This window comes from Halalkalibacter oceani (genome assembly GCF_040544555.1).
Lineage (GTDB): Bacteria > Bacillota > Bacilli > Bacillales > Bacillaceae_D > Halalkalibacter > Halalkalibacter oceani.
This window is the reverse complement of the sequence record NZ_JBEPKD010000011.1, coordinates 91,227-111,095: the sequence shown is the minus strand read 5'-3', so window position 1 is coordinate 111,095 and position 19,869 is coordinate 91,227. Positions and strand designations below refer to the sequence as shown.

General features: G+C 47.2%; 19 protein-coding genes. 5 read left to right on the top strand and 14 right to left on the bottom strand.

Annotated elements, in window-relative coordinates:
* Window positions 1-134: 134 nt before the first annotated feature.
* Window positions 135-722, bottom strand: coding sequence for a DNA-3-methyladenine glycosylase (locus ABMB67_RS13590; protein ID WP_354572404.1), 588 nt, complete (start codon window positions 720-722; stop codon window positions 135-137).
* Between the two features lie 129 nt (window positions 723-851).
* Here ABMB67_RS13590 and ABMB67_RS13585 point away from each other — a divergent pair, with 129 nt between their 5' ends.
* Complete coding sequence (locus ABMB67_RS13585; RefSeq protein WP_354572402.1) at window positions 852-1,811, top strand: D-2-hydroxyacid dehydrogenase; 960 nt, start codon at window positions 852-854, stop codon at window positions 1,809-1,811.
* 207 nt (window positions 1,812-2,018) lie between these two features.
* Here ABMB67_RS13585 and ABMB67_RS13580 read toward each other — a convergent pair whose 3' ends face one another.
* Both ABMB67_RS13580 and ABMB67_RS13575 read right to left on the bottom strand, forming a co-directional pair.
* Complete coding sequence (locus ABMB67_RS13580; protein WP_354572401.1) at window positions 2,019-4,244, bottom strand: HAMP domain-containing sensor histidine kinase; 2,226 nt, start codon at window positions 4,242-4,244, stop codon at window positions 2,019-2,021.
* The gene (locus ABMB67_RS13575) at window positions 4,222-4,914 is read right to left on the bottom strand and encodes a response regulator transcription factor (RefSeq protein ID WP_251224148.1); all 693 of its coding nucleotides are present in this window, start codon (window positions 4,912-4,914) and stop codon (window positions 4,222-4,224) included. Before ABMB67_RS13575 ends, ABMB67_RS13580 begins: the two co-directional genes overlap by 23 nt.
* 488 nt (window positions 4,915-5,402) lie before the next feature.
* Between ABMB67_RS13575 and ABMB67_RS13570 the strand changes: the two genes are divergently transcribed.
* The 3 genes from ABMB67_RS13570 to ABMB67_RS13560 all read left to right on the top strand — a co-directional run bounded on the left by ABMB67_RS13570 (window position 5,403) and on the right by ABMB67_RS13560 (window position 8,735).
* Window positions 5,403-6,452 (top strand): tripartite tricarboxylate transporter substrate binding protein, encoded by a 1,050-nt coding sequence (locus ABMB67_RS13570; RefSeq protein WP_354572400.1) that lies wholly within the window; start codon window positions 5,403-5,405, stop codon window positions 6,450-6,452.
* 106 nt (window positions 6,453-6,558) lie between these two features.
* Window positions 6,559-6,999: a tripartite tricarboxylate transporter TctB family protein gene (locus tag ABMB67_RS13565; RefSeq protein ID WP_354572398.1), complete on the top strand. Its 441-nt coding sequence runs from the start codon at window positions 6,559-6,561 to the stop codon at window positions 6,997-6,999.
* 227 nt (window positions 7,000-7,226) lie between these two features.
* Window positions 7,227-8,735 (top strand): tripartite tricarboxylate transporter permease, encoded by a 1,509-nt coding sequence (locus ABMB67_RS13560; protein WP_354572397.1) that lies wholly within the window; start codon window positions 7,227-7,229, stop codon window positions 8,733-8,735.
* Between the two features lie 140 nt (window positions 8,736-8,875).
* Here ABMB67_RS13560 and ABMB67_RS13555 read toward each other — a convergent pair whose 3' ends face one another.
* The 9 genes from ABMB67_RS13555 to ABMB67_RS13515 form a co-directional block, all read right to left on the bottom strand.
* A complete protein-coding gene (locus ABMB67_RS13555) occupies window positions 8,876-9,073 on the bottom strand; it encodes a helix-turn-helix transcriptional regulator (RefSeq protein WP_354572395.1) in 198 nt (65 codons plus the stop codon).
* A complete protein-coding gene (locus tag ABMB67_RS13550) occupies window positions 9,070-9,597 on the bottom strand; it encodes a DUF6773 family protein (RefSeq protein ID WP_354572394.1) in 528 nt (175 codons plus the stop codon). Before ABMB67_RS13550 ends, ABMB67_RS13555 begins: the two co-directional genes overlap by 4 nt.
* A gap of 140 nt (window positions 9,598-9,737) precedes the next feature.
* Window positions 9,738-10,586: an SDR family oxidoreductase gene (locus ABMB67_RS13545; protein ID WP_251224142.1), complete on the bottom strand. Its 849-nt coding sequence runs from the start codon at window positions 10,584-10,586 to the stop codon at window positions 9,738-9,740.
* The gene (gene uxuA / locus ABMB67_RS13540; protein WP_251224141.1) at window positions 10,577-11,656 is read right to left on the bottom strand and encodes a mannonate dehydratase; all 1,080 of its coding nucleotides are present in this window, start codon (window positions 11,654-11,656) and stop codon (window positions 10,577-10,579) included. Before uxuA ends, ABMB67_RS13545 begins: the two co-directional genes overlap by 10 nt.
* 18 nt (window positions 11,657-11,674) lie before the next feature.
* Window positions 11,675-13,078, bottom strand: coding sequence for a glucuronate isomerase (uxaC, locus tag ABMB67_RS13535; protein ID WP_251224140.1), 1,404 nt, complete (start codon window positions 13,076-13,078; stop codon window positions 11,675-11,677).
* A gap of 18 nt (window positions 13,079-13,096) precedes the next feature.
* Window positions 13,097-14,419, bottom strand: a complete 1,323-nt coding sequence (locus tag ABMB67_RS13530) for a TRAP transporter large permease (protein ID WP_251224139.1) — start codon at window positions 14,417-14,419, stop codon at window positions 13,097-13,099.
* 3 nt (window positions 14,420-14,422) lie between these two features.
* Window positions 14,423-14,914, bottom strand: a complete 492-nt coding sequence (locus tag ABMB67_RS13525) for a TRAP transporter small permease (RefSeq protein ID WP_251224138.1) — start codon at window positions 14,912-14,914, stop codon at window positions 14,423-14,425.
* Window positions 14,915-14,970: 56 nt separating this feature from the next.
* Window positions 14,971-16,008, bottom strand: coding sequence for a C4-dicarboxylate TRAP transporter substrate-binding protein (locus tag ABMB67_RS13520; RefSeq protein WP_251224137.1), 1,038 nt, complete (start codon window positions 16,006-16,008; stop codon window positions 14,971-14,973).
* 87 nt (window positions 16,009-16,095) lie between these two features.
* Entirely contained in the window at window positions 16,096-16,797 is a 702-nt protein-coding gene (locus ABMB67_RS13515) for a GntR family transcriptional regulator (protein WP_251224136.1), read from the bottom strand.
* A 166-nt stretch (window positions 16,798-16,963) separates the two neighbouring features.
* Between ABMB67_RS13515 and ABMB67_RS13510 the strand changes: the two genes are divergently transcribed.
* Window positions 16,964-18,016: a helix-turn-helix domain-containing protein gene (locus ABMB67_RS13510; RefSeq protein ID WP_354572392.1), complete on the top strand. Its 1,053-nt coding sequence runs from the start codon at window positions 16,964-16,966 to the stop codon at window positions 18,014-18,016.
* Here ABMB67_RS13510 and ABMB67_RS13505 read toward each other — a convergent pair.
* Window positions 18,013-18,636 carry a hypothetical protein gene (locus ABMB67_RS13505; RefSeq protein ID WP_354572391.1) on the bottom strand — a complete coding sequence of 208 codons (624 nt, stop codon included), beginning with the start codon at window positions 18,634-18,636 and terminating at the stop codon, window positions 18,013-18,015. The genes ABMB67_RS13510 and ABMB67_RS13505 overlap by 4 nt on opposite strands.
* A gap of 99 nt (window positions 18,637-18,735) precedes the next feature.
* Entirely contained in the window at window positions 18,736-19,866 is a 1,131-nt protein-coding gene (locus ABMB67_RS13500; RefSeq protein WP_354572390.1) for a hypothetical protein, read from the bottom strand.
* Window positions 19,867-19,869 lie beyond the last annotated feature (3 nt).

Here is a 19,869-nt window from a genome sequence, read left to right as displayed (position 1 = left end):
CACCCTAGACACCCTTGTCGTTGGCTAACAGTTACAGTGACCTTCACTGCTCGGGACTTGAACCCTATAGCCCATGCACATGCCGGGCACACCAAAGAAAAATGAGCAGGAAAGAAACGCTCTCCTGCTCATCTTTATCGTGAAACAAACCGGTTCCCTTTCACCCAAAACCGCCACGGATATTCCCTTGCTTCACCGCTATTATCAATCCCGATCCGCGGACCGCTCCTAATGATTCCGGGCTGTCGGCCTTCGGCAATATACAAAGGAGGCTCAACAAACCGCCGCCCATAATCGTTGCGGTCGATGCCGAGCGCCTTCGTCAGCTTACCTGGTCCGTTCGTCAACTCCTGTTCTTTTTTCTTCTCTCCGCGTCTCTCATACATTAGCTCCAGTCCCTGATACGGCTCAACCGCGCGAATCAGCACCGCCTCCGGTTGATCAACTTTGCCGGAAACGACATTGACGAGACAATGGGTGTGCATCACATATGTATACACATAACCCGGGGCGGCAAACATGATTTCCGTTCGCGGCGTGCGCCGGTTGCCAAAGCTGTGCGCCGCGCGATCACCCGGTCCTATATACGCTTCCGTTTCCACAATCCAGCCGGAGGCCGTACCTGAAGCGCTCTCTTTCACGAGCAGTTTCCCAAGCAGCCCTTTCGCCAGCTCAAGAGTAGGCTGCTCAAAAAACGATTGCGGTAATGGCTGAACCTTCATCGTTCTCTCTCCTTCCTTCCAGCTGAGCGCCGGTTCCACGATTTGTCTTTCTTTCAAAAGAAAGCGATAAAACGGTATAATAAATTATAGCAAATATGTCCCAGTATCAATAACGAAAGGAGATTCCCAATGACCCGAACACTTATTATTACCCAGGACATCGAGAAAGGACTGCTGAACAAAGTCAAAGACACTCTCCCGGATTGGAATATAATCAGTGGAAGAAACAAGGAAGTTTGGCATGACAAATTGAACCAGGCCGAAATTATTGTCGGCTGGAAGAAAGAAATGGCCTCGGCCTGTCTGGAGCAGCCGGCAGAGCTTCGCTGGCTCCAATCATGGACGGCTGGCGTCAATAACCTGCCATTATCCAAGCTCAAAGAGCGCGATATCCTCGTCACCGGCGGGAATGGTGTTCACGCCTATCCTATTTCTGAAACAGTATTTGCCCTCATGCTTGCTCTTACCCGCAACATCCATACGTATGTCAGAAACCAGCAAAAGAAAGTGTGGCACGACGGCTCCATCCGTCTTGAGCTTCATCAAAAAACCATCGGCATTATCGGCGTAGGGGCGATTGGAAAAGAAACAGCGAAAATCGCCAAAGCATTTGGAATGACCGTGCTTGGTGTCAGACGGTCGGCGAAGCCAACGGATTATGTTGATGAGATGTATCCGATTGATGAATTAAACTCGATCCTGCCAAAATGTGATTATGTTGTTGTTACCCTCCCGCTCACAAAAGAAACGCATCACCTCTTTGGTCAAGAACAGTTTGCCAAGATGAAGCGCTCGGCGTTTTTCATCAATATTGGCCGCGGTGATATTGTCGACGAAGAAAGCCTGATTACAGCCTTGCAGCAGGAGCAGCTTGCCGGCGCCGGACTCGATGTTGTCTCAACCGAGCCGCTTCCGGCGGACAGTCCTCTCTGGGAAATGGAACAGGTAATCATTACGCCGCACACAGCCGGAGCCACCGAACATTATGCCCGGCGGTTAATCGAGGACATCTTTCTGCCAAACCTCAAAAGCTATTTAGCCGGCAACCAGCCCTCTCTAAATGTCATAGACTACGAGGCGGGATATTAAAGAGACTGGACCAAAAGGCTGTTTGGTCCAGCCCCAAAGCAATGAGCGTAACCGCCACGTTCTTTGAACGCGTGTTGTGAGCGGGTTTCTCACAACACGCTTGTGGCGAGTGAAGCCATTGCTGCTCTATGCTAATTGGTTTTGTCCCAAGCTCTTCCCCGGGGCGGTTGTATGTGCGCAGAACGAAGCCACTGCCTTCGCCAATTTCTACCTGTCCAGCGCGTCCAGAACAACAATTACCTTGAATAAGTCACCGTCAACCTCAATGGTCAGGCTGCCGCCGTGGAGGTCGATAATCGACTTGGCGATCGCCAGACCGAGACCGGAGCCTTCAGTATGACGGGAAGCATCACCGCGCTTGAACCGTTCGAATAACTCTTCACTATTGTCGCCAAGCTCGTATTTCGTTACATTTTTGAAGGTGATGATAACCTGGCCGTTCTCACGCTTGCTTGAAATATAGACCCTCGTATGCTCAAGCGAATAGTGTAAAATGTTGGCGATTACGTTATCGAATACCCGCCAAAGCTTTTGCCCATCAACGAATGCAAAGACATGCGTCTGTTCATGGGTGACGCGGAACTGTAATGTTGAAGCCTGAATCGTTTCATTATGCTCAGCGAGCGTCTGCTGCAGCAGCTGGACGATATCAGCCCGCTCTCTAACCAATTCAATGTTTCCACTGGCCATTTTCGAGGCTTCGAATAAATCATCAATTAACACTTTCAGCCGCTTTGACTTCCGATCGATGATTTCAATATACGCCTGCCGATCCTCGCTTGTCGTATCCGGCGCCTTGAGCAATTCGGTATAGGTAATAATCGATGTGAGCGGCGTCCGTAAATCGTGACTGACATTGGTGATCAATTCTGATTTTAACCGTTCACTTTTCGCCTGCTCCAGCTGTGATGCCTGCACGCCATCCTTCATTTTATTCATCGCATCAGCCAGCTCGCTTAGCGCCGACTTTCCTTTCACCGGCAAGTCAGCCGTCACCGCTCCTGTCGCCACAGTCGCCGCATGGCTGACAATTTTGTTGAAATACCCGACTTGCTTCAACAGCCAGAGCATAAGCGGTCCTCCAACAAGGAACAAGACTATGGCATATGGAATAACGAGAGTTGGCTCAACACCGATAAAAATCGCGCCAAAGCCCATCAAGTAAATCATTCCAAGAAGAACGGTCATTTGCGTACCGACCTTCCGATTCGAAAATGTTTCCGTAATTGCCCGAATGATCCTGCAGAGCAGGGTTCTCTCCCAATAAAGTCCCCACTCATCTTTTTCTTTGGCAACGGTCAGTAAGTAGCTGCCTTGAACTAGACAGAGACCGATCAGAACTGCCGCGAGCAGCCAGTTGATGATAAAGCCCTCCAGCATATAATAAAGATTGTAAGACAGACTGTAGCCGAGCGGCTTTCTTGCCAATGAATCAACGAAATCCAGGGCGAGAAAGACTAGAATGATAAACAGGATCACCCCGGCGTCCTGCGGCATCCGCTTATAAAGCTCCAACCCTTTTTGATAAGGAAGAACCTCTTTAAAAGGAATTCTTTTTCTTCTAAAGATCATCGCGCAGGTTAAAAGAAGCCCCAATGAAAAATATCCTGCTAATAGCCACTGCGTCTGTTGATAATGATCGTACGATTCCATAATGAAATTATTTGTCCGATCCTTTGGAATGGCAATAACGCCTTCGATATTGCCCATATCCGCATAGGAGAAAAGCGGAAAGCCGTCGTCCGCGTGTACCAACTGGCCATCCATCGGCAAATACTCACCGTTTTCACCTGAATAGCGCTTCATAAATATCATCTTATCCGTGGAAAATACTTGGTCGAAATCGGCAATATTCAAGGTCGTATTCGTATAAATATTACCCCTACCCGTATCCTCTAAATAATACGTAAAAATGCTTTTATACGTTAAAAAAGCCGCACGTTCTCTCTCCAGCTCCTGATAGTATTGATCGACCTGCCTTGCTTTCATATTGCGAATCTTCGCTTCAATATGCTCATCGCTATTAAAATTAAGCGTAATATCCTCTATCTTCGCATCGCGTTCCTCCCGGTAGGCTGAGGCGAGTTCTTCATTCCCTTCACTTTGCGCGAATTGAATATCAGCTTCATACTGCGCGTTAATCGATGATATCTGTTCTGTTAAATCGCCATAGCGATAGCGATGCTCTTCAATTTCTTCCTGCGAGACAGTGATCCGTTCCTTCGCTTCTTCCCTGGATAGGTCGTTCAGCTCAAATAAATGCAAATAGCTGATAAATTGCGCAAGCTCATAGTCAAACTCGTCTGTTTCAAAATAACTTTTTTTCGTATATTCACTGCTGAAAACAAGACCGGCCATCATTCCACTGACCCCAAAGGCAATCAGCAAAAGCCAAATTCCCACTCTCACTCTATTTTTCCATTTTATATCCAACTCCCCATACCACCTTTACATATCTTGGATTCTTCGGATCAATCTCAATCTTTTCCCGTATTTTACGGATATGAACGGCAACCGTATTTTCCGCATTGTAGCAAGGCTCGTTCCAAACCCGCTCATAAATTTCCTGAATCGAAAAGACCCTGCCGGCATTTCTCATTAAGAGCTCGACAATTTTATATTCAATCGGTGTCAATTTGACCGCCTCTCCATGAACGGCAACCTCCTTCGCCGCCGGATCAAGCGTCAGCCCGTGCAAATCAATAACTCTCGCTCCACCTTCATACGTGCCAAGCGTGACGTAGCGTCTAAGCTGCGACTTCACCCGGGCAATCAGCTCCAGCGGATTAAACGGCTTTGTCACATAGTCATCGGCGCCGACCTGCAGTCCGAGAATTTTATCAATGTCCTCACTTTTCGCACTAAGAATAATAATTGGGATGTTTTGCTTTTCACGAATCTTAAACGTTGTCGCTATCCCATCGAGCCGGGGCATCATCATATCAAGAATGATCAAATGCACGGTCTGCTCATTCAGAACATCAATCGCTTCAATCCCGTCCTTCGCCTGAATGACTCTCATTCCCTCGTTGCGCAAATAGATCTCGATGGCATCGCGAATCTCTGTTTCATCATCAACGACTAATACCGTGTACGGCTCCATTTCCGTTCTCCCCTTTCCTGTCTAACGTAGTATAGCATGTCTCTCATTTCCCGCTCACTCAGTATAAACAGGAAATCTTAACATCTCCTTACTGAATTTCTTAAGAATTTCTTAACATTACAAGCTGGCAGAAAGAAGCGGCGTACGTAACCGTTACAACTTTTCAAAGGTGGCTAAAAACGAGATTCTTTTAGACATCCGCGAAACGCCATTCCTTGAATTACCCCCAAATTTTTATTCTTCTTATCTAATAGAGGGGCGTGTGACAGGCGACAAAATGTTTTACAGTTATTGGTTTTACTAAAAAATTTTTCATCATTAAATAAATTTATAAAATTAAAAATATTGACTTTTATTTAATTAAATAATAAACTCAGTTTTGTAAACGCTTTCTTTATACTCCTTTTTTTAACTCAATTTCCGTAATTGATCTTAAATATAAGCGAGTTTTTAGAAAGCGTTTTCTATTTTGATAAAGGGGGACTACTATGAAAAAATTTGTTGCTAGTTTATTCTTTGTATGCTTCATGCTGCTTTTGGCTGCCTGTGGGGGTACAGAATCAACTTCCGATGACGGAGCCGGAGAGCCGGCTGACACGGAAGAACCAGCTGAAAATGGAGAAGACACAACAACGGAAAGCGAATCGGAGACATCATTCCCTGAACAAAACATTACATTAATTGTTCCTTTTGATGCCGGAGGAGGAACCGATGCGACGGCAAGAGCCCTCGCCTCTGCCGCCGAAAAGCATCTCGGTGCTTCGATCGGCGTCGTCAATCGTAGCGGCGGCGGCGGTGCGGTTGGAATGTCTGAGGGAGCCAATGCCTCACCCGACGGATACACGGTGACGATGGTAACGGTCGAGCTGGCAACCCTGCCTCACTTAGGACTTGCTCCGATCACACATGAAAACTTTGCGGGAATCGGCCAAATAAACTTTGACCCGGCGGCGGTAACTGTTCCGGCTGATGCCCCTTATGATACATTGGAAGAATTTATTGAATATGCGAAGGAAAACCCTGGACTGCAAATGGGGAACTCCGGAACTGGCTCGATCTGGCATCTTGCCGGCGCTTCGATCGAACAAGCGACAGGTACGGAATTCAACCATGTGCCATTTGATGGAGCAGCGCCTGCTGTCACAGCATTGCTTGGCGGACATATTGATGTCGTCCCGGTCAGCCCGGCGGAAGTATTGACTCATGTCGAGGCTGGCACATTAAAAACGCTTGCCGTGATGTCAAATGAGCGCTCACCTGCCATGCCTGATGTGCCTACTTTTACCGAACTCGGAATTGATGCTGTCGCTGTTGGTCCTTGGCGTGGACTTACCGTGCCGAAGGATACACCGCCAGAAGTCATTGAAGTGTTGACAGAGGCATTTAGTAAAGGTGCACAGGAAGAAGAGTTTATCGAGTTTATGGACAATAACGGCTTAGGGATTGTGATTCTGGACGGTCCTGAATTTGAAGCGATGATGCAGGAATCCCATGATTTCTATGGAGAGCTGATTCCAGACCTTGGCTTAGACGAATAACCAGCAATAAACAGACGCGGAAATGACATTCCGTTGTTCAGGCGGCCCCGGACCTATATCGTCCTTCCGGGCCGCCGGCTATTTCTTTTCTATATGAGGTGATCATATGACAAAAGCCAATCATGATGTACTAATCAGCATTTTTGTAATGGGATTTGCTGTCTTTTTCTTTTATCTTACTTTCCAATTTCCGACCGGCAACCCGCAGGATATGGGTCCGGCCTTCATGCCGAGAGCCTACGCCATCATGATTATGATCCTTGGACTATTGTTATTTTTCAAAGGGTTAAAAGGCGGCCAGCAGACCGGGAAAAAAGGAACAAAACTCGTCTTAATGACGATTGGTTGGCTTTTTATTTATATTTTTTTTGTCCCGATTATTGGTTTCCATATTATGACACCAATCTTCTTATTTGTTTTCCTGTGGATGGTCCGTGAACGCCGGCTTATCCCGTTGCTCGCCATCCCACTTCTCACAACTGTTCTTATCTTTTTCTTTTTCAAACAGCTTCTCAATGTTCCGATTCCGGCAGGGACGTTATTTTAAGCAGTGAGAGAAGGCAAGTTCTCGTCGGAACTTTGCATGGAATGGTTCTCCACCTTAATTCCGGCTCCCGCTCTCTCGCCCGTCACGGACTTGTGGCAACTGTCGCCATTTGCCAATAGGTCAAAGCTAGTTTTTGTCTCAAGCTCACTTGCAGAACGGGCTCACTGCTTCATTTTCGGCTTGGAACAGGCTGCTGAGACAGCCCCATTATGTTAAGGAGGGATCACATGGACTTATTTATTCAAGGCTTGAGCAACATTTTTACGATTCAGGTACTCGCTATCCTCCTGCTTGGATCGGCTGTTGGAATATCAATCGGTTCACTGCCGGGGCTGACAGCGACAATGGGCGTAGCCTTGATTTTACCGATTACATTTGGAATGGAGGCCGTCACCGGTATTCTATTACTGGTCGGCGTTTATTTTGGCGCGATTTACGGCGGCTCGATCACAGCGATCCTTTTGCGGACGCCGGGTACCCCTGCGTCTGCGGCAACGGCAATTGAAGGCTATGCGCTTTCCCAAAAAGGCTATGCCCAAAAAGCGCTGACGGTTGCGACTTTATCCTCTGTCACAGGCGGCATCCTCAGCGTTCTTGTGCTAATCTTAATTGCGCCGAAGCTAGCCAGTTTTGCTTTGCAATTCAGCGCGCCGGAATCTTTCGCGCTGGCATTTTTTGGATTATCGATTATTTCAAGCATCTCCGGAAACTCCCTTGTGAAAGGATTAATTTCCGGCTTTGTCGGCTTACTCATTGCCACGATCGGCCTTGACCCGATGGGAGGCTTTCCGCGCTTTACGTTTGACAGTCTTAATTTAATGAACGGGGTAAACTTCATTCCTGTAATGATTGGCCTGTTCGCCGCGGCGACCGCCCTGGAATCGCTGGAAGATCTCTTTTCCGCTTCAACGAAGAAAGTGAGCGATACGCTGAAAAAAGCCAAATTAAAATGGGTGGAGTTCCGCTCTCTCACGGTTACGATTTTGCGATCCTCGGCGATCGGTACCGGCATCGGGATGATCCCGGGAGCCGGCGGCGATATCGCTGCCTTTGTTGCTTATAATGAAGCAAAACGGTTCGCGAAAAAAACCGACCAATTCGGAGAAGGCGAAATAAAAGGAATTGCCGCACCTGAAGCGGCCAATAATGGCTCGACGGGAGGAGCGATGATTCCGTTATTAACATTAGGAATCCCCGGCGACGCTGTCACCGCCGTCATGCTCGGCGCTCTAATGGTACAAGGCTTACAGCCGGGACCGTTGCTGTTTGATACGAATGCCGAGCTCGTCTACACCCTCTTTGTCGGGATGCTTGCAGCCAATTTAATCATTCTGCTGTATGGAATGCTTGGTATACGCTTATTTACAAAGGTGCTGCTCGTTCCAAAAGCATTTCTCGCGCCGATTATTCTCGTGCTATGCGTCATCGGTTCCTATTCCTTAAACAACAGCTACTTTGATGTTTGGGTCATGCTTGTGTCAGGAATAATCGGTTATATTATGCTGCGCTATGGCTTCCCTGCTTCCCCGGTGATCCTTGCCCTGATCCTTGGACCGATGATGGAGGCGAATTTCCGGAGAGCGCTCGTCATGTCCGAAGGCAGCTACAGCGTCTTTTTCAGCCGGCCGATTTCAGTCACTCTGATTATTCTTGGGCTGTTCACGCTGCTAACTCCATTGATCAAAAGCTGGTATCAAAACAGACGGATCGACAATAAGCAATCACTTGACCTGTAAGGAAATGGCGGTTCCGCTTCACCATGAGCGGACCGTGACGGCTTCCAACCGCCCGTCCAACATGGCATTTTGCATGAGCGGTTACTCGTGAGCAGGAGAACAAACCAGACCTCCTGCCCACTTTGTGCTTTCATCCCTCCCTAGTCATCCTCCCAAAACAGTTCATCCAATGTGCGGGAAAGCGCTTTGCAAATAGCAAGACAAAGGCTGAGGCTCGGATTATACTTCCCGAGTTCAATCAGCCCGATCGTTTGTCGTGAAACGCCAACGATTTTGGCAAGCTGCTCCTGTGATAAATCCTTTTCGACGCGCGCCATTTTCAATTTGATATTCTTCACGGTTGATCACTCTCTTCATCTTCCTCAAGCTCCCGCTCTATCGCCCGCTCACTTCTTTTTAACGCAGCCTGATGGGAGATAACTAAAATGAGAACAAGGACTGGAACATACATAATCAAGGACGCTAAAAAGACGATCCCAAAATAAGAGAAGCTTTGAGCGGCTCCTTCTCCATAAACAATCGCGCTGCGAATGCCAAAAAACAGCGCGATCACCACGCCAACCGCTAACCCTATGATGATATTCTTCTTATTCATCGACAGCCTGCTTTCCCGGTCATGAAGCTCTACTTCGGCAGAAAAGACACCAAGATTAGCCGACCTCACTGCATAATAAACACCCTGACTAAATAAGATAACCAGTTCAGTTACGACCAGTCCTAACTGAACACCATGGATAATCGTTTTTACGACGATGGAGCCGATACAAATAAGCAAGACTAGCATGTAAATCTCACGGTAAATTTTATTTTGTAAATGAACGATCCTTTCATCGACGCTGGCGCTTCCTTTAAACAGGTTCATCCCGCTCACCCTCATTTCCTTTAAGATACTCATATTATATAATATATTCATCTTTTTGCAATATATATATGTCATTTTGTATCATAAAATAGTCATCAGCCGATTTACCATAATCGACTGATGACTTTGTACGTTCTTATTTAAACACCGGAATAGGCGAGAAATCCGCCGTCAACCGGGACTGTAATCCCTGTAACAAACCCGGACATATGCTCGTCGACCAACCAGAGCAATGTACCGAGCAAATCCTCGGGCTTGCCGAAACGTTTCATCGGAGTGTGAGTAATAATTTTCTCCGAGCGCTCTGTTAATGAACCATCCTCATTCGTTAACAGCCGGCGGTTTTGCTCGGTGAGGAAGAAGCCAGGCGCGATCGCATTGACACGCACGCCAGCCGGTGCAAGATGAACGGCGAGCCATTTCGTGTAATTTTCCACCGCCGCCTTCGCGGCGCTGTAAGCCGGGACCTTCGTCATCGGGGAAGGTGCGCTCATCGATGAAATGTTGATCATTACCGCGCCCGGACGGTTGATCATCCGTTTGCCGAACACCTGGCTCGGGATAACCGTGCCGATAATGTTTACGTTAAAGACGAACTCAAATCCATCTCCCGTTAAATCAAAAAAGCTCGTTACATCCTCATTCCCGATATCCTCAGGCTGCAATGTTTCCTTCGTCGTCGTCCCCTGCGGATGATTGCCACCTGCTCCGTTGATTAAAATATCACACGGTCCGAATGCTTCATAGACAGCAGCCTCAGCGGCCTGAACGCTTTTGACATCCGTCACATCACAAGAAACGGCCAGCGCCGTCCCCCCTGCCGCCACAATATCATCGACAACGAGCTTTCCTTTTTCTGCACTGCGATTTAAAACCGCGACCTTAACTCCCTGACGGCCGAGCTCTCTTGCCATCGCTCCACAAAGCACCCCGCTGCCCCCTGTAATCACTGCCACTTTTCCAGCTAAATTTTCATTTTTCATTCGCATGACTGCTCCCCCTTAAGCTGACTCAGCGTATCCCAGATTCCCCATACATACATAATCCCTAGCGCCCGGTCATAAAGGCCGTAGCCCGGGCGGCACTGCTCATCCCAAATATGACGGCCGTGGTCGGGGCGCGCGTAGCCTTTGAAATTCATGTCATGATACGCTTTAACGATACTCGTAATATCAACGGTGCCATCCTTTGTCCGGTGAGACGTTTCAATAAAGTCCCCATTTTCAAACAGTTTCACATTGCGAATATGGGCGAAAGCAATTCGGTCACCAAACTCCTTAATCATCTTTACCAGATCATTCTCGCCGTTCGCGCCGAGCGAGCCGCTGCATAAGGTGACCCCATTGGCCGGGCTATCGACCAGCTGCAATATTTTGCGGATATTTTTCTGATTGGTGACGATCCGCGGCAGGCCGAATACAGACCATGGCGGGTCATCAGGATGAATTGCCATCGTTATACCATATTTCGCCGCGACGGGAACGACTTCCTCTAAGAAGTAACGCAGATTTTCCCATAAATCCGCCTCGGTAACCCCCTGATAACGCGCAAACAGCTCCGTCAAATATTTCAACCGTTCAGGCTCCCAGCCGGGCATCGTAAAATCTTCATGCTTCGTTATTTGCTTTACCAACTCCAATGGGTCCATATCGTCCAGCTTCGCCCTTTCATAAAAAAGGCCGGTCGACCCATCCGGATGCGGTTCAAAAAGGTTCGTGCGCACCCAATCAAACACTGGCATAAAATTATAGCAAATCACCTTAACTCCGACTTGAGCGAGACGTTCAATCGTGATCTTATAATTTTCGATATACGTATCCCGTGTCGCTGCCCCCAGCTTAATATCCTCATGAATATTCACGCTCTCAACGACGTCAATATGTAAGTTGTACTTTTCAGCCTCCTGCTTGATCTTCAGCATCCGTTCAAGCGGCCACGCTTCTCCGGCCGGGATATCATGAAGAGCCCAAGCGACTCCTTCCACCCCTGGAATTTGCCTTATATGGTTCAGCGGAACCGTATCGTTTCCCTCACCAAACCAGCGGAATACCATTTTCATCTGATGTGAACCTCCGTTCTAGTGAGCTTCCAGTAAATAGGAATGAATATTGTGAAAGCAAATATTTTCAACAAGCTCTCCTAAAAAAGCGTAATCATCAGGGTATTCTCCATTTTCGACCCAATGACCAATCAGGTTGCAGAGAATCCGTCTGAAATATTCATGCCTTGTGTAAGACAGGAAGCTCCTGGAATCCGTCAGCATACCAACAAAGCTGGAGAAGACGCCGACATTAGCGAGAATTTTCATTTGCTCTTCCATTCCGTCCCGCTGGTCGTTAAACCACCAGGCCGTGCCAAATTGAATCTTCCCCGGCCTGCCGCCTTGAAAATTGCCGGCCATTGACGCGACCATATAATGATCACGTGGGTTCAGGTTATAGAGAATCGTTTTCGGAAGCTCATCCGTCTGATCAAGTGTATCAAGCAGCCGGGCGAGGTCTTCAGCATACGTAAAATCGGCAATTGAATCAAACCCGGCATGCGCCCCTACCATCCGCTGCATTTTCGTATTCGTTCTCCGCAAAGCGCCAATATGAAACTGCATCGCCCATCCTTTTTCCGCATACATTTTTCCGAGCGCCAAAAGAGTCGCTGTACGCAGCTTCAATGCTTCTTCGGCAGTCAGCTGCCGGCTCACAATCCGCTTTTGAAACAGCTGCTCGATTTCCTGCTCCGTTGCTTGCTGATAGAAAGGCTGATCAAGGCCGTGATCTGACAAGCGGCAGCCTGCATCATGAAAATAGGCGACCCGCAGCTCCAAGGCAGCAATAAAATCGCGGTACGTTGTAATCTGCATGTCAGTGACCGCTTCAAGCTTGTGCAGCCAGTCGTCAAAGCCGGCCAATTCAATTTGCAGCGCCTCATCCGGCCTGAAAGTAGGTAATACACTGACCTCAAAGGATTGATCCTCTTTCAACTGCTTATGATATTCCAGCGAATCAACCGGATTATCCGTCGTGCATAATGCTTTGACGTTGAATTTTTGAATCAATTCCCGCGCGGAAAAGGATGGCTTCTGCAAAAGCTCGTTGCATGTCTGCCAAATCAATTCCGCATTGGCGGGGGTTAAAATCTCCTCAATACCAAAACAGCGCCGCAGCTCTAAATGAGTCCAGTGATAAAGCGGGTTCCCTATTAAATGGGGGACGGTTTCAGCCCATTTCTGAAACTTTTCCCTTTCATCCTTCTCTCCGGTAATATACGCTTCTTCAATACCACGGGCGCGCATCGCCCGCCATTTATAATGGTCATCACTTAGCCACGCTTCCGTTATCGTTTGGAACTGTTTGTTTTCCGCAATGTCTTGTGCCGATAAATGACAGTGATAATCAAAGATCGGCATCTCCTTCGCAACATCATGATAGAGCCGTTTCGCGGTCTCCGTTTCTAACAGGAATTCCTCGTCCATAAAGGTTTTCATTTGCTCACCCCACTTCATTTATCTCATTAACAATTCCGGCAAAAACATGACAATCTGCGGGAAAATCGTCATTAACGCAATCAGCACAATCACCGCCAGTAAAAAAGGAGTAGCCGATTTTATATAATCCGCAACTGAAACCCCGGTTAACGAACATACCGTATACATCGTCACCCCTACCGGCGGAGTCATCCCTCCCATCGTCACAATCGTCATCATGATGACGCCGAAATGAACCGGGTCGACGCCGATACTAGTCACGACCGGCAGCAGAATCGGAGTCAGAAGAATCGTATTCACCGTGCTTTCCATCACCATGCCGGCAAGCAATAAAAACAGCAGAACAATCAACATGATGATCACCGGATTTTCCGTAATGCCTAAAAGGGTATTGACCGTCGTCTGCGGAATTCTGGCAAACGTAATCGCATAGCCTAAAATCGAAGCCGCAGCAATTATCAGCATGATGACCCCGTTATCTTCGACCGTATCCTTCAGCACCGTGCGCATGCTTTTCTGATCAAGCTCGCGATAGACGAACTTCCCGATAATGAAAGCATAGACGACAGCAAAGGCGCCCGCTTCAGAAGGAGTAAACACGCCAAAACGGATTCCGACAATTAAAATAACCGGAAAGAGCAAGCCCCAAAAGCTTTCTTTAAAGGCGACCGCGACTTCCTTAAATGTCGCCCGCCGCGGCCGATCAAGGTCGTAATCATTTTTCTTGGCGATCACGAAGGCGGCGATCATTAAGAGCAATGTCATCAAAATCCCCGGAACGATCCCGGCAATAAACAGCTGTCCAATCGAAACCTGACCGACAAACCCATAGAGAATAAGCCCAATGCTCGGTGGAATCGTCGCCGTAATTAAAGCACTGACGGCAATGACAGCAACCGAGTAACCACCGGAGTAGCCTTTTTGCATCATTTGCGGCGCCAAAATTCGACTTTGCATCGCCGCATCGGCATTGGCCGAACCGGAAATCCCGCCCATTAGCGCACTAAGAACGATTGAGACGTGTGCCAGGCCGCCAACCAAATGGCCGGTGAGCGCGTTGGCAAACCGGATCAGACGCTTCGTAATCCCGGTCGCATTAAGCAAATTCCCTGCGAGAACAAAGAATGGAACGGCCAGAAGCGGGAAGGACTGTGTTCCCGACACAAAGCGCTGTATTGCTAGGTTAATAGGCAAATTTGGTTCAAGAATAAAAAAGAGCAAACCGGAAATCCCAATCGTAAAAGCGATCGGCATATTCAGTAACAATAAAACCACAAAGACTATCACGACGATCAGCATCCCGGCACCTCCCTGCAGCAAGCCTCTGCATTCAAATGACATCTCTTATTCATCATCTCTACCTACTTTACGATTCCGCTGCGCAGACAGCGCCCGGCTCCATTTAAAAATAAGTGTCAGCAGCATCAAAGAACAGCCAACCGGAATCGCCGTTGTAATATAGGAATAGCTCAACGGCAAGTTTTGAATCGATCGCAATGAGTGATGCAGACTATGCTGAAAGCCATAATAAATCATGAAAATCAGAAACGCTCCCACGAGGAGATCCATCAGAACCGCTACGGCGATTCTCACCTTCTCCGGCAGTTTTTCCGTCAGAATATTAACGCCAATATGCCGGTTGTTCCGCAATGCCTGATTTGCCCCGAGAAAAATAATCCAAATAAAGAGAAGCTGGGCCATTTCGACTGACCAGGCAACAGGAAAGCCCCCCCATCTAAATACAGCTGCAAAAAATACTAATCCGACAACGGCGATTAATAAAAGCTTCGTCAGCTTTTCTTCTATTAAAATGATATATTTTTGCACTTTTAACATGAAGGTCACCTTCCCATTTCTCATCCTTACTCGTTTTCGCCCGGCCTTCTGCCGTTTTAATGCCCTAACAGCTCATTGATTTGCTCGCGCAGCTCGGCATAGCCTTCGAACTGCTCATACACTGTATCTGTCGCTTCTCTGAAAGGAGCGGTATCTACTTCGATAATTTCCATTCCTGCCTCAGCCATCATTGCTTCATACTCATCGAGTTGATCCATCACACGCTGCGAGGCAAACTCCCCGCCGGCCACAGCTTCCTCCAGCACAATCGTTTGATATTCCTCTGGTAAACTGTTAAACCATGTATCGCCAATCACGAGCCCTGTTACCAACTGAAAATGAGCGGTTTTCGATAAGTAATCAGCCACTTCATACAAACTTGCTCCGTGAGTGGCAGGATGCTGCGCCTCGGCGCCATCAATAACGCCCTGCTGAATTCCTGAATAAACCTCAGCCCAGGCCAGTCCGGTTGGGTTGGCTCCCATCGCCTCAATTGATTTTAGAAAGACGTCGGCGCCAATCGTCCGAATGCTTAATCCATTCAAATCGGCAGGCTCATGGATCGGCTTATTCGTCACCATATGACGGGCACCCTGGTACCAGTTCATCGACAAAATTTTCAAATTGTGTTCAGCCGCCAAATCATCCGCCCAGCCCTGAAACAAGTCGGATGTGGTCACCGTCTTGATTTCCTCGTAATCTTCCAGCAAATAAGGCCCTTGCAAAATTCCCATCTCATGATTAAAATCGGCCATGATGCCGGCATCGGCCACCGTTCCGACGTTTGCACCGGCCATCGCCTGCTCTTGAATTTCCGCCGTATCACCTAATTGCGAGTTTGGATAAATCTCGACCGTTAAGTCTCCGTTTGTACGCGCTTCCACATTGTTTTTAAATTCAACCAGCCCTTCATAGATTGGATCATTTTCTGTCACAACAATACCAATGTTTAATGCATAGCTTCCCTCTTCGGAGCCTTCAGATCCTCCTGAATCCCCTGTCGCATCCCCTCCTGAGCTTTCTTGATTGCCGCCGCAGGCAGCCAAAAGAAGTAAAAGAATCAAGCTTCCTAGAAAAAACGCTTTCTTCATCATCCTATTTCCCCCTTATGCTTGGTTTTGTCTATGACAAAGGAAATTCCATCCATGTCACCGCTTTCATATAATCGCATTCAAGCTTGTCTACCATAAAACACTTTTCTCGGCCGTAGCCTTGTAAAAATATTGCGGGTACTCCTGCATGAACTTGGCAAAATCAATTGATTGAAGCCCCATATGATCCGTCATAACTTGACGCGCTTGATCACGTTTATTCTTTCTCATGCTGTCGATAATTTGCTCATGCTGTAATAAAAGTGTTTCCCAATGATAGTTCGAAGCAAGGCTAAGCATCCGGATACGATTCAGGTTGAACATCATTCCCTGCATATAATCCCAGACACGCAGCTTGTTACATGCTTCAAAAATCGTTTTATGAAAATCCTGATCGTACTCGAAGAAATCCTCATACCGCTTTTCGGCGATGCTGTTCTTTTGCATTTGCAGATTCTCCTCAAGCTTGACCAGCATCTCTTCGGAAACATGGTCAAATGCCAATTCAACAGTGGCAATCTCTAATGTTGCCCGCATGTACCTCGCCTCTTCCACATGCTCTGGATCAATCAACGAAATAAACGAGCCGCGCTGCGGATAGACTACGATCAGCCCTTCCTGCTTAAGCCGCAAAAACGCTTCCCTGACCGGAGTCCGACTGACATTAAGCTTTTCTGCAATTTTGTTCTCTGTAATTTTTTGTCCTGGAACTAAATTGAACTTCACAATCTCGTTTTTGATAATGTTGTACACGTTTGTTTGCACGGTATTCGTATTCTCGTTATGAATCATGACAACTCCACCTTTTTTAGTTCCAAAATAACAGATGATTAGCAATTAATCTATTTGCATACTTGTATACTACAATACATGTATTCCAGATGTCAAAACATTTTCGCAATTTCGATCAAGTTTACTTGCGTGCATTTTGGTATTCTACAAATGAAGGAGGGTGGATATGAAACATGACAGTACGGTGAATAAAGCGATTTACTACATTGAAACCAACCTTGATTGGCCATTGACATTAAACGAGGTCGCCACTCATGGAGGCCAATGCAAAACTTCCTTTTTTGTATCTCGAAGAAGAGTAATGGCTCCGCGCGTTGCGCGCCTTGCTTCGAGAAACCCACTCATAGCAAGACTTTCAAACCCAGGCAACGGCTACGCCCATTACGAAAAAGCTGCTGAAAAGGTAAAAATCGTACTTTTTCAGCAGCTTTCTCATTTTCACCGGATTTTTCAGCAGGCACTCGGCTACACAATCAGCGACTATATTCGCTTCAGGAGACTCGCCCAGGCCGCTAGTCTGCTGATTCAGAGCGACAGGAAAATTCTTGAGCTCGCCTTTGATTTTCAGTTTGAATCACAGGAAGCTTTTACGCGAGCCTTCAAAAAAGTGTACCGGCTTCCACCTGGAAAATATCGAAAACTCATGACCCCGCTTTTGCGGCAAAAGGAGGAAACAACGATGACTCAGGCTAAACAAGAACCGATAAAGGGCTGGTTCCTTAGCGGCAGCACACCGTACAGCTATGAAATGGGGATCGATCACAAAGTCTACCATCATGGGCGCTCGGCGGGTTACTTGAAGTCCTTGGCTAGGCAAGAGGTTAGCGGTTTCGCTACGATGATGCAGGAGTTCAGAGCAGATGCTTATCGGGGTAAACGCCTCAAGCTGTCAGGATTTTTGAAAACAGAAAATGTTGAACGGTTTTCCGGACTGTGGATGAGAGTCGATGATGCCTCTTCAGACATCCTCCAATTTGATAATATGAGCAACCGTCCGCTGAAAGACAGTCAGAACTGGAACCATTATGCGATTGTACTTGATATTCCCGACACAAGCGCCGTCATTTCATTCGGTGTCCTCTTAGAAGGAAAAGGCTGCATTTGGGTAGACAGCCTGAAGTTTGACGTGGTGTCCAGCCAGGTTCCGACGACGAATCTTGATTTTGCGGAATCCTTACCCGATCAGCCGGTCAATCTGTCATTTGAGGAAAGTGACTAAGCAAAAAAAGTCCGTACCGGGATTTCCTCGGTACGGACTTGGCGCAGGGCGGAACCACTGCCGGCGTTTATTTCGCTTACTTTCTCCCACATGCTTCGGTAAGCTTCGTAAAATTTATGTAATGGTTCATCTTGATAGCGGCTAGTTGCAAGAGTATCCTCCAAAACGCGACGGAGGTACTGGACATCACTTTCAATGTTAGCAGCGATTTGACTAAGCTGAGCTTTATGTTGTCTCTCTGCCACCTTCTTTAATTCTGTCTGAAAGCTCGTCAAATAACTTTCAAAGTCATAAACGAGATTTGAATGATCATTAAGAAGGAACAAAGCGTCCAAAAGATTCGATCTGTGCAACGTCATACTATCAACGAGTTGATGGATAGAATGTAGATGAAGATGTTCCTCCTCGGCATTGGCCGCATTCTCAAGCTCGCCAATTTCATCAACAATTCTATCTAAATAGTCAACTTGATGATAGAGCGTATAGGAATACATCTGACTCACTCTTTCTTTATAAAGAAGCAGTTCCTGTTCTGCTGACTTTTTTTCATTGTAGAAATAGAGTGTGCTGATCATCAACAGCAAGAGTATGACAGACAAAACGAAAAGCGTTTTCTTCATTCCATTGTCCTCCAAAAAACGGTATTTCTACTAGTATATCAAAAAAATCGCAGCCAGGACCTTGATCAGCGTCCGGGCTGCTACTAGCTTTTCCGTTTGTTAGTAAAGCACATCAGCCTGTCTTTCCCGCCGCCATCTCACGACGATCAGGATTATGGCGCCGGTAATCAGGCAGCCATATAAGAGCGGCTGCATGTAGACCGGCAGCCAGAAAGTGGTCAAGTGCTCAAGCAAGTAGTCAAGCCCAATCGAAAAGCTGACAAAAGCAAGCGGCACCTGAACGCCGACCGCGCTAATATAATTCGGGACGACACTTGAAATAAAGAAAATAAGCAGCGTGAAAAGAAAGCCGAGTAAATAAACAGCGCCGACCGTCAGCGCGATATAATCACTGAACGTCAGATCAAACCAGGAAATCATCTCATAATTAAAGAATGAATTGATCGGCGCATCTAAAAACATGGCGGTGTTATTCCCGCGATAAAGCAGGAAGAGCGCCGCCAAATAAACTGTAATTAGCAAAAAGCTGGCGGTCAGAGAGGCAAAAAGCTTTGTAATCAGCAGCGGCCGCCCTTTCTTGAATGTATATTGCAGCTCGACGAGACGAGTGCGGCGATCCCGCAAATAGACCGGCGTCAGCAACACCATTAAACTAAGCAGGATCAACACCGCCGTATAAGTGATCAACGAATTGTAATTAGAAAAAATTTCACCCGAGAAAATCGCCGTTATCTGCCCGCTGTCAATTAATTGCTGCTCCCGCGCCTGATGGGCTTCATTGTAATCATTTGACAGCGTACCAATCCTGCTATAGCGTTCGATCATATATTCACGTGCCTGCAGCTCCCAGAAAAGATCCACCCCCTCGTCAAACAAAAGCCGGCTGCTAAGCTCATATTCCCCCTCACCGGAACGGTTTCTAAAATCGGCATAGGTCCCCATTCCGGCTTCAACGTATTCGGGGCGCGCCTGCAAAAATTGGTCGGCCTCAGCGACCCGTTCTTCATATTTTTCCTGGAAATGAACGAACTCCTCTTCATCGAAAAACCGGCCATAATCCTCCCTCATCTCGATTAAAACAAGATGACTGTCGCCGTTCGGTCGGCCATTTGGAAAGTGGTCGAAATAAAAGCTGATAAACAGCTGATAAAACAAGGAGGCGACAATGAAAAGGAGCAGCATGATTTTCCAGGTAAACAACTTCTTAAGTTCATGTAAAAAAATCCTCATCAG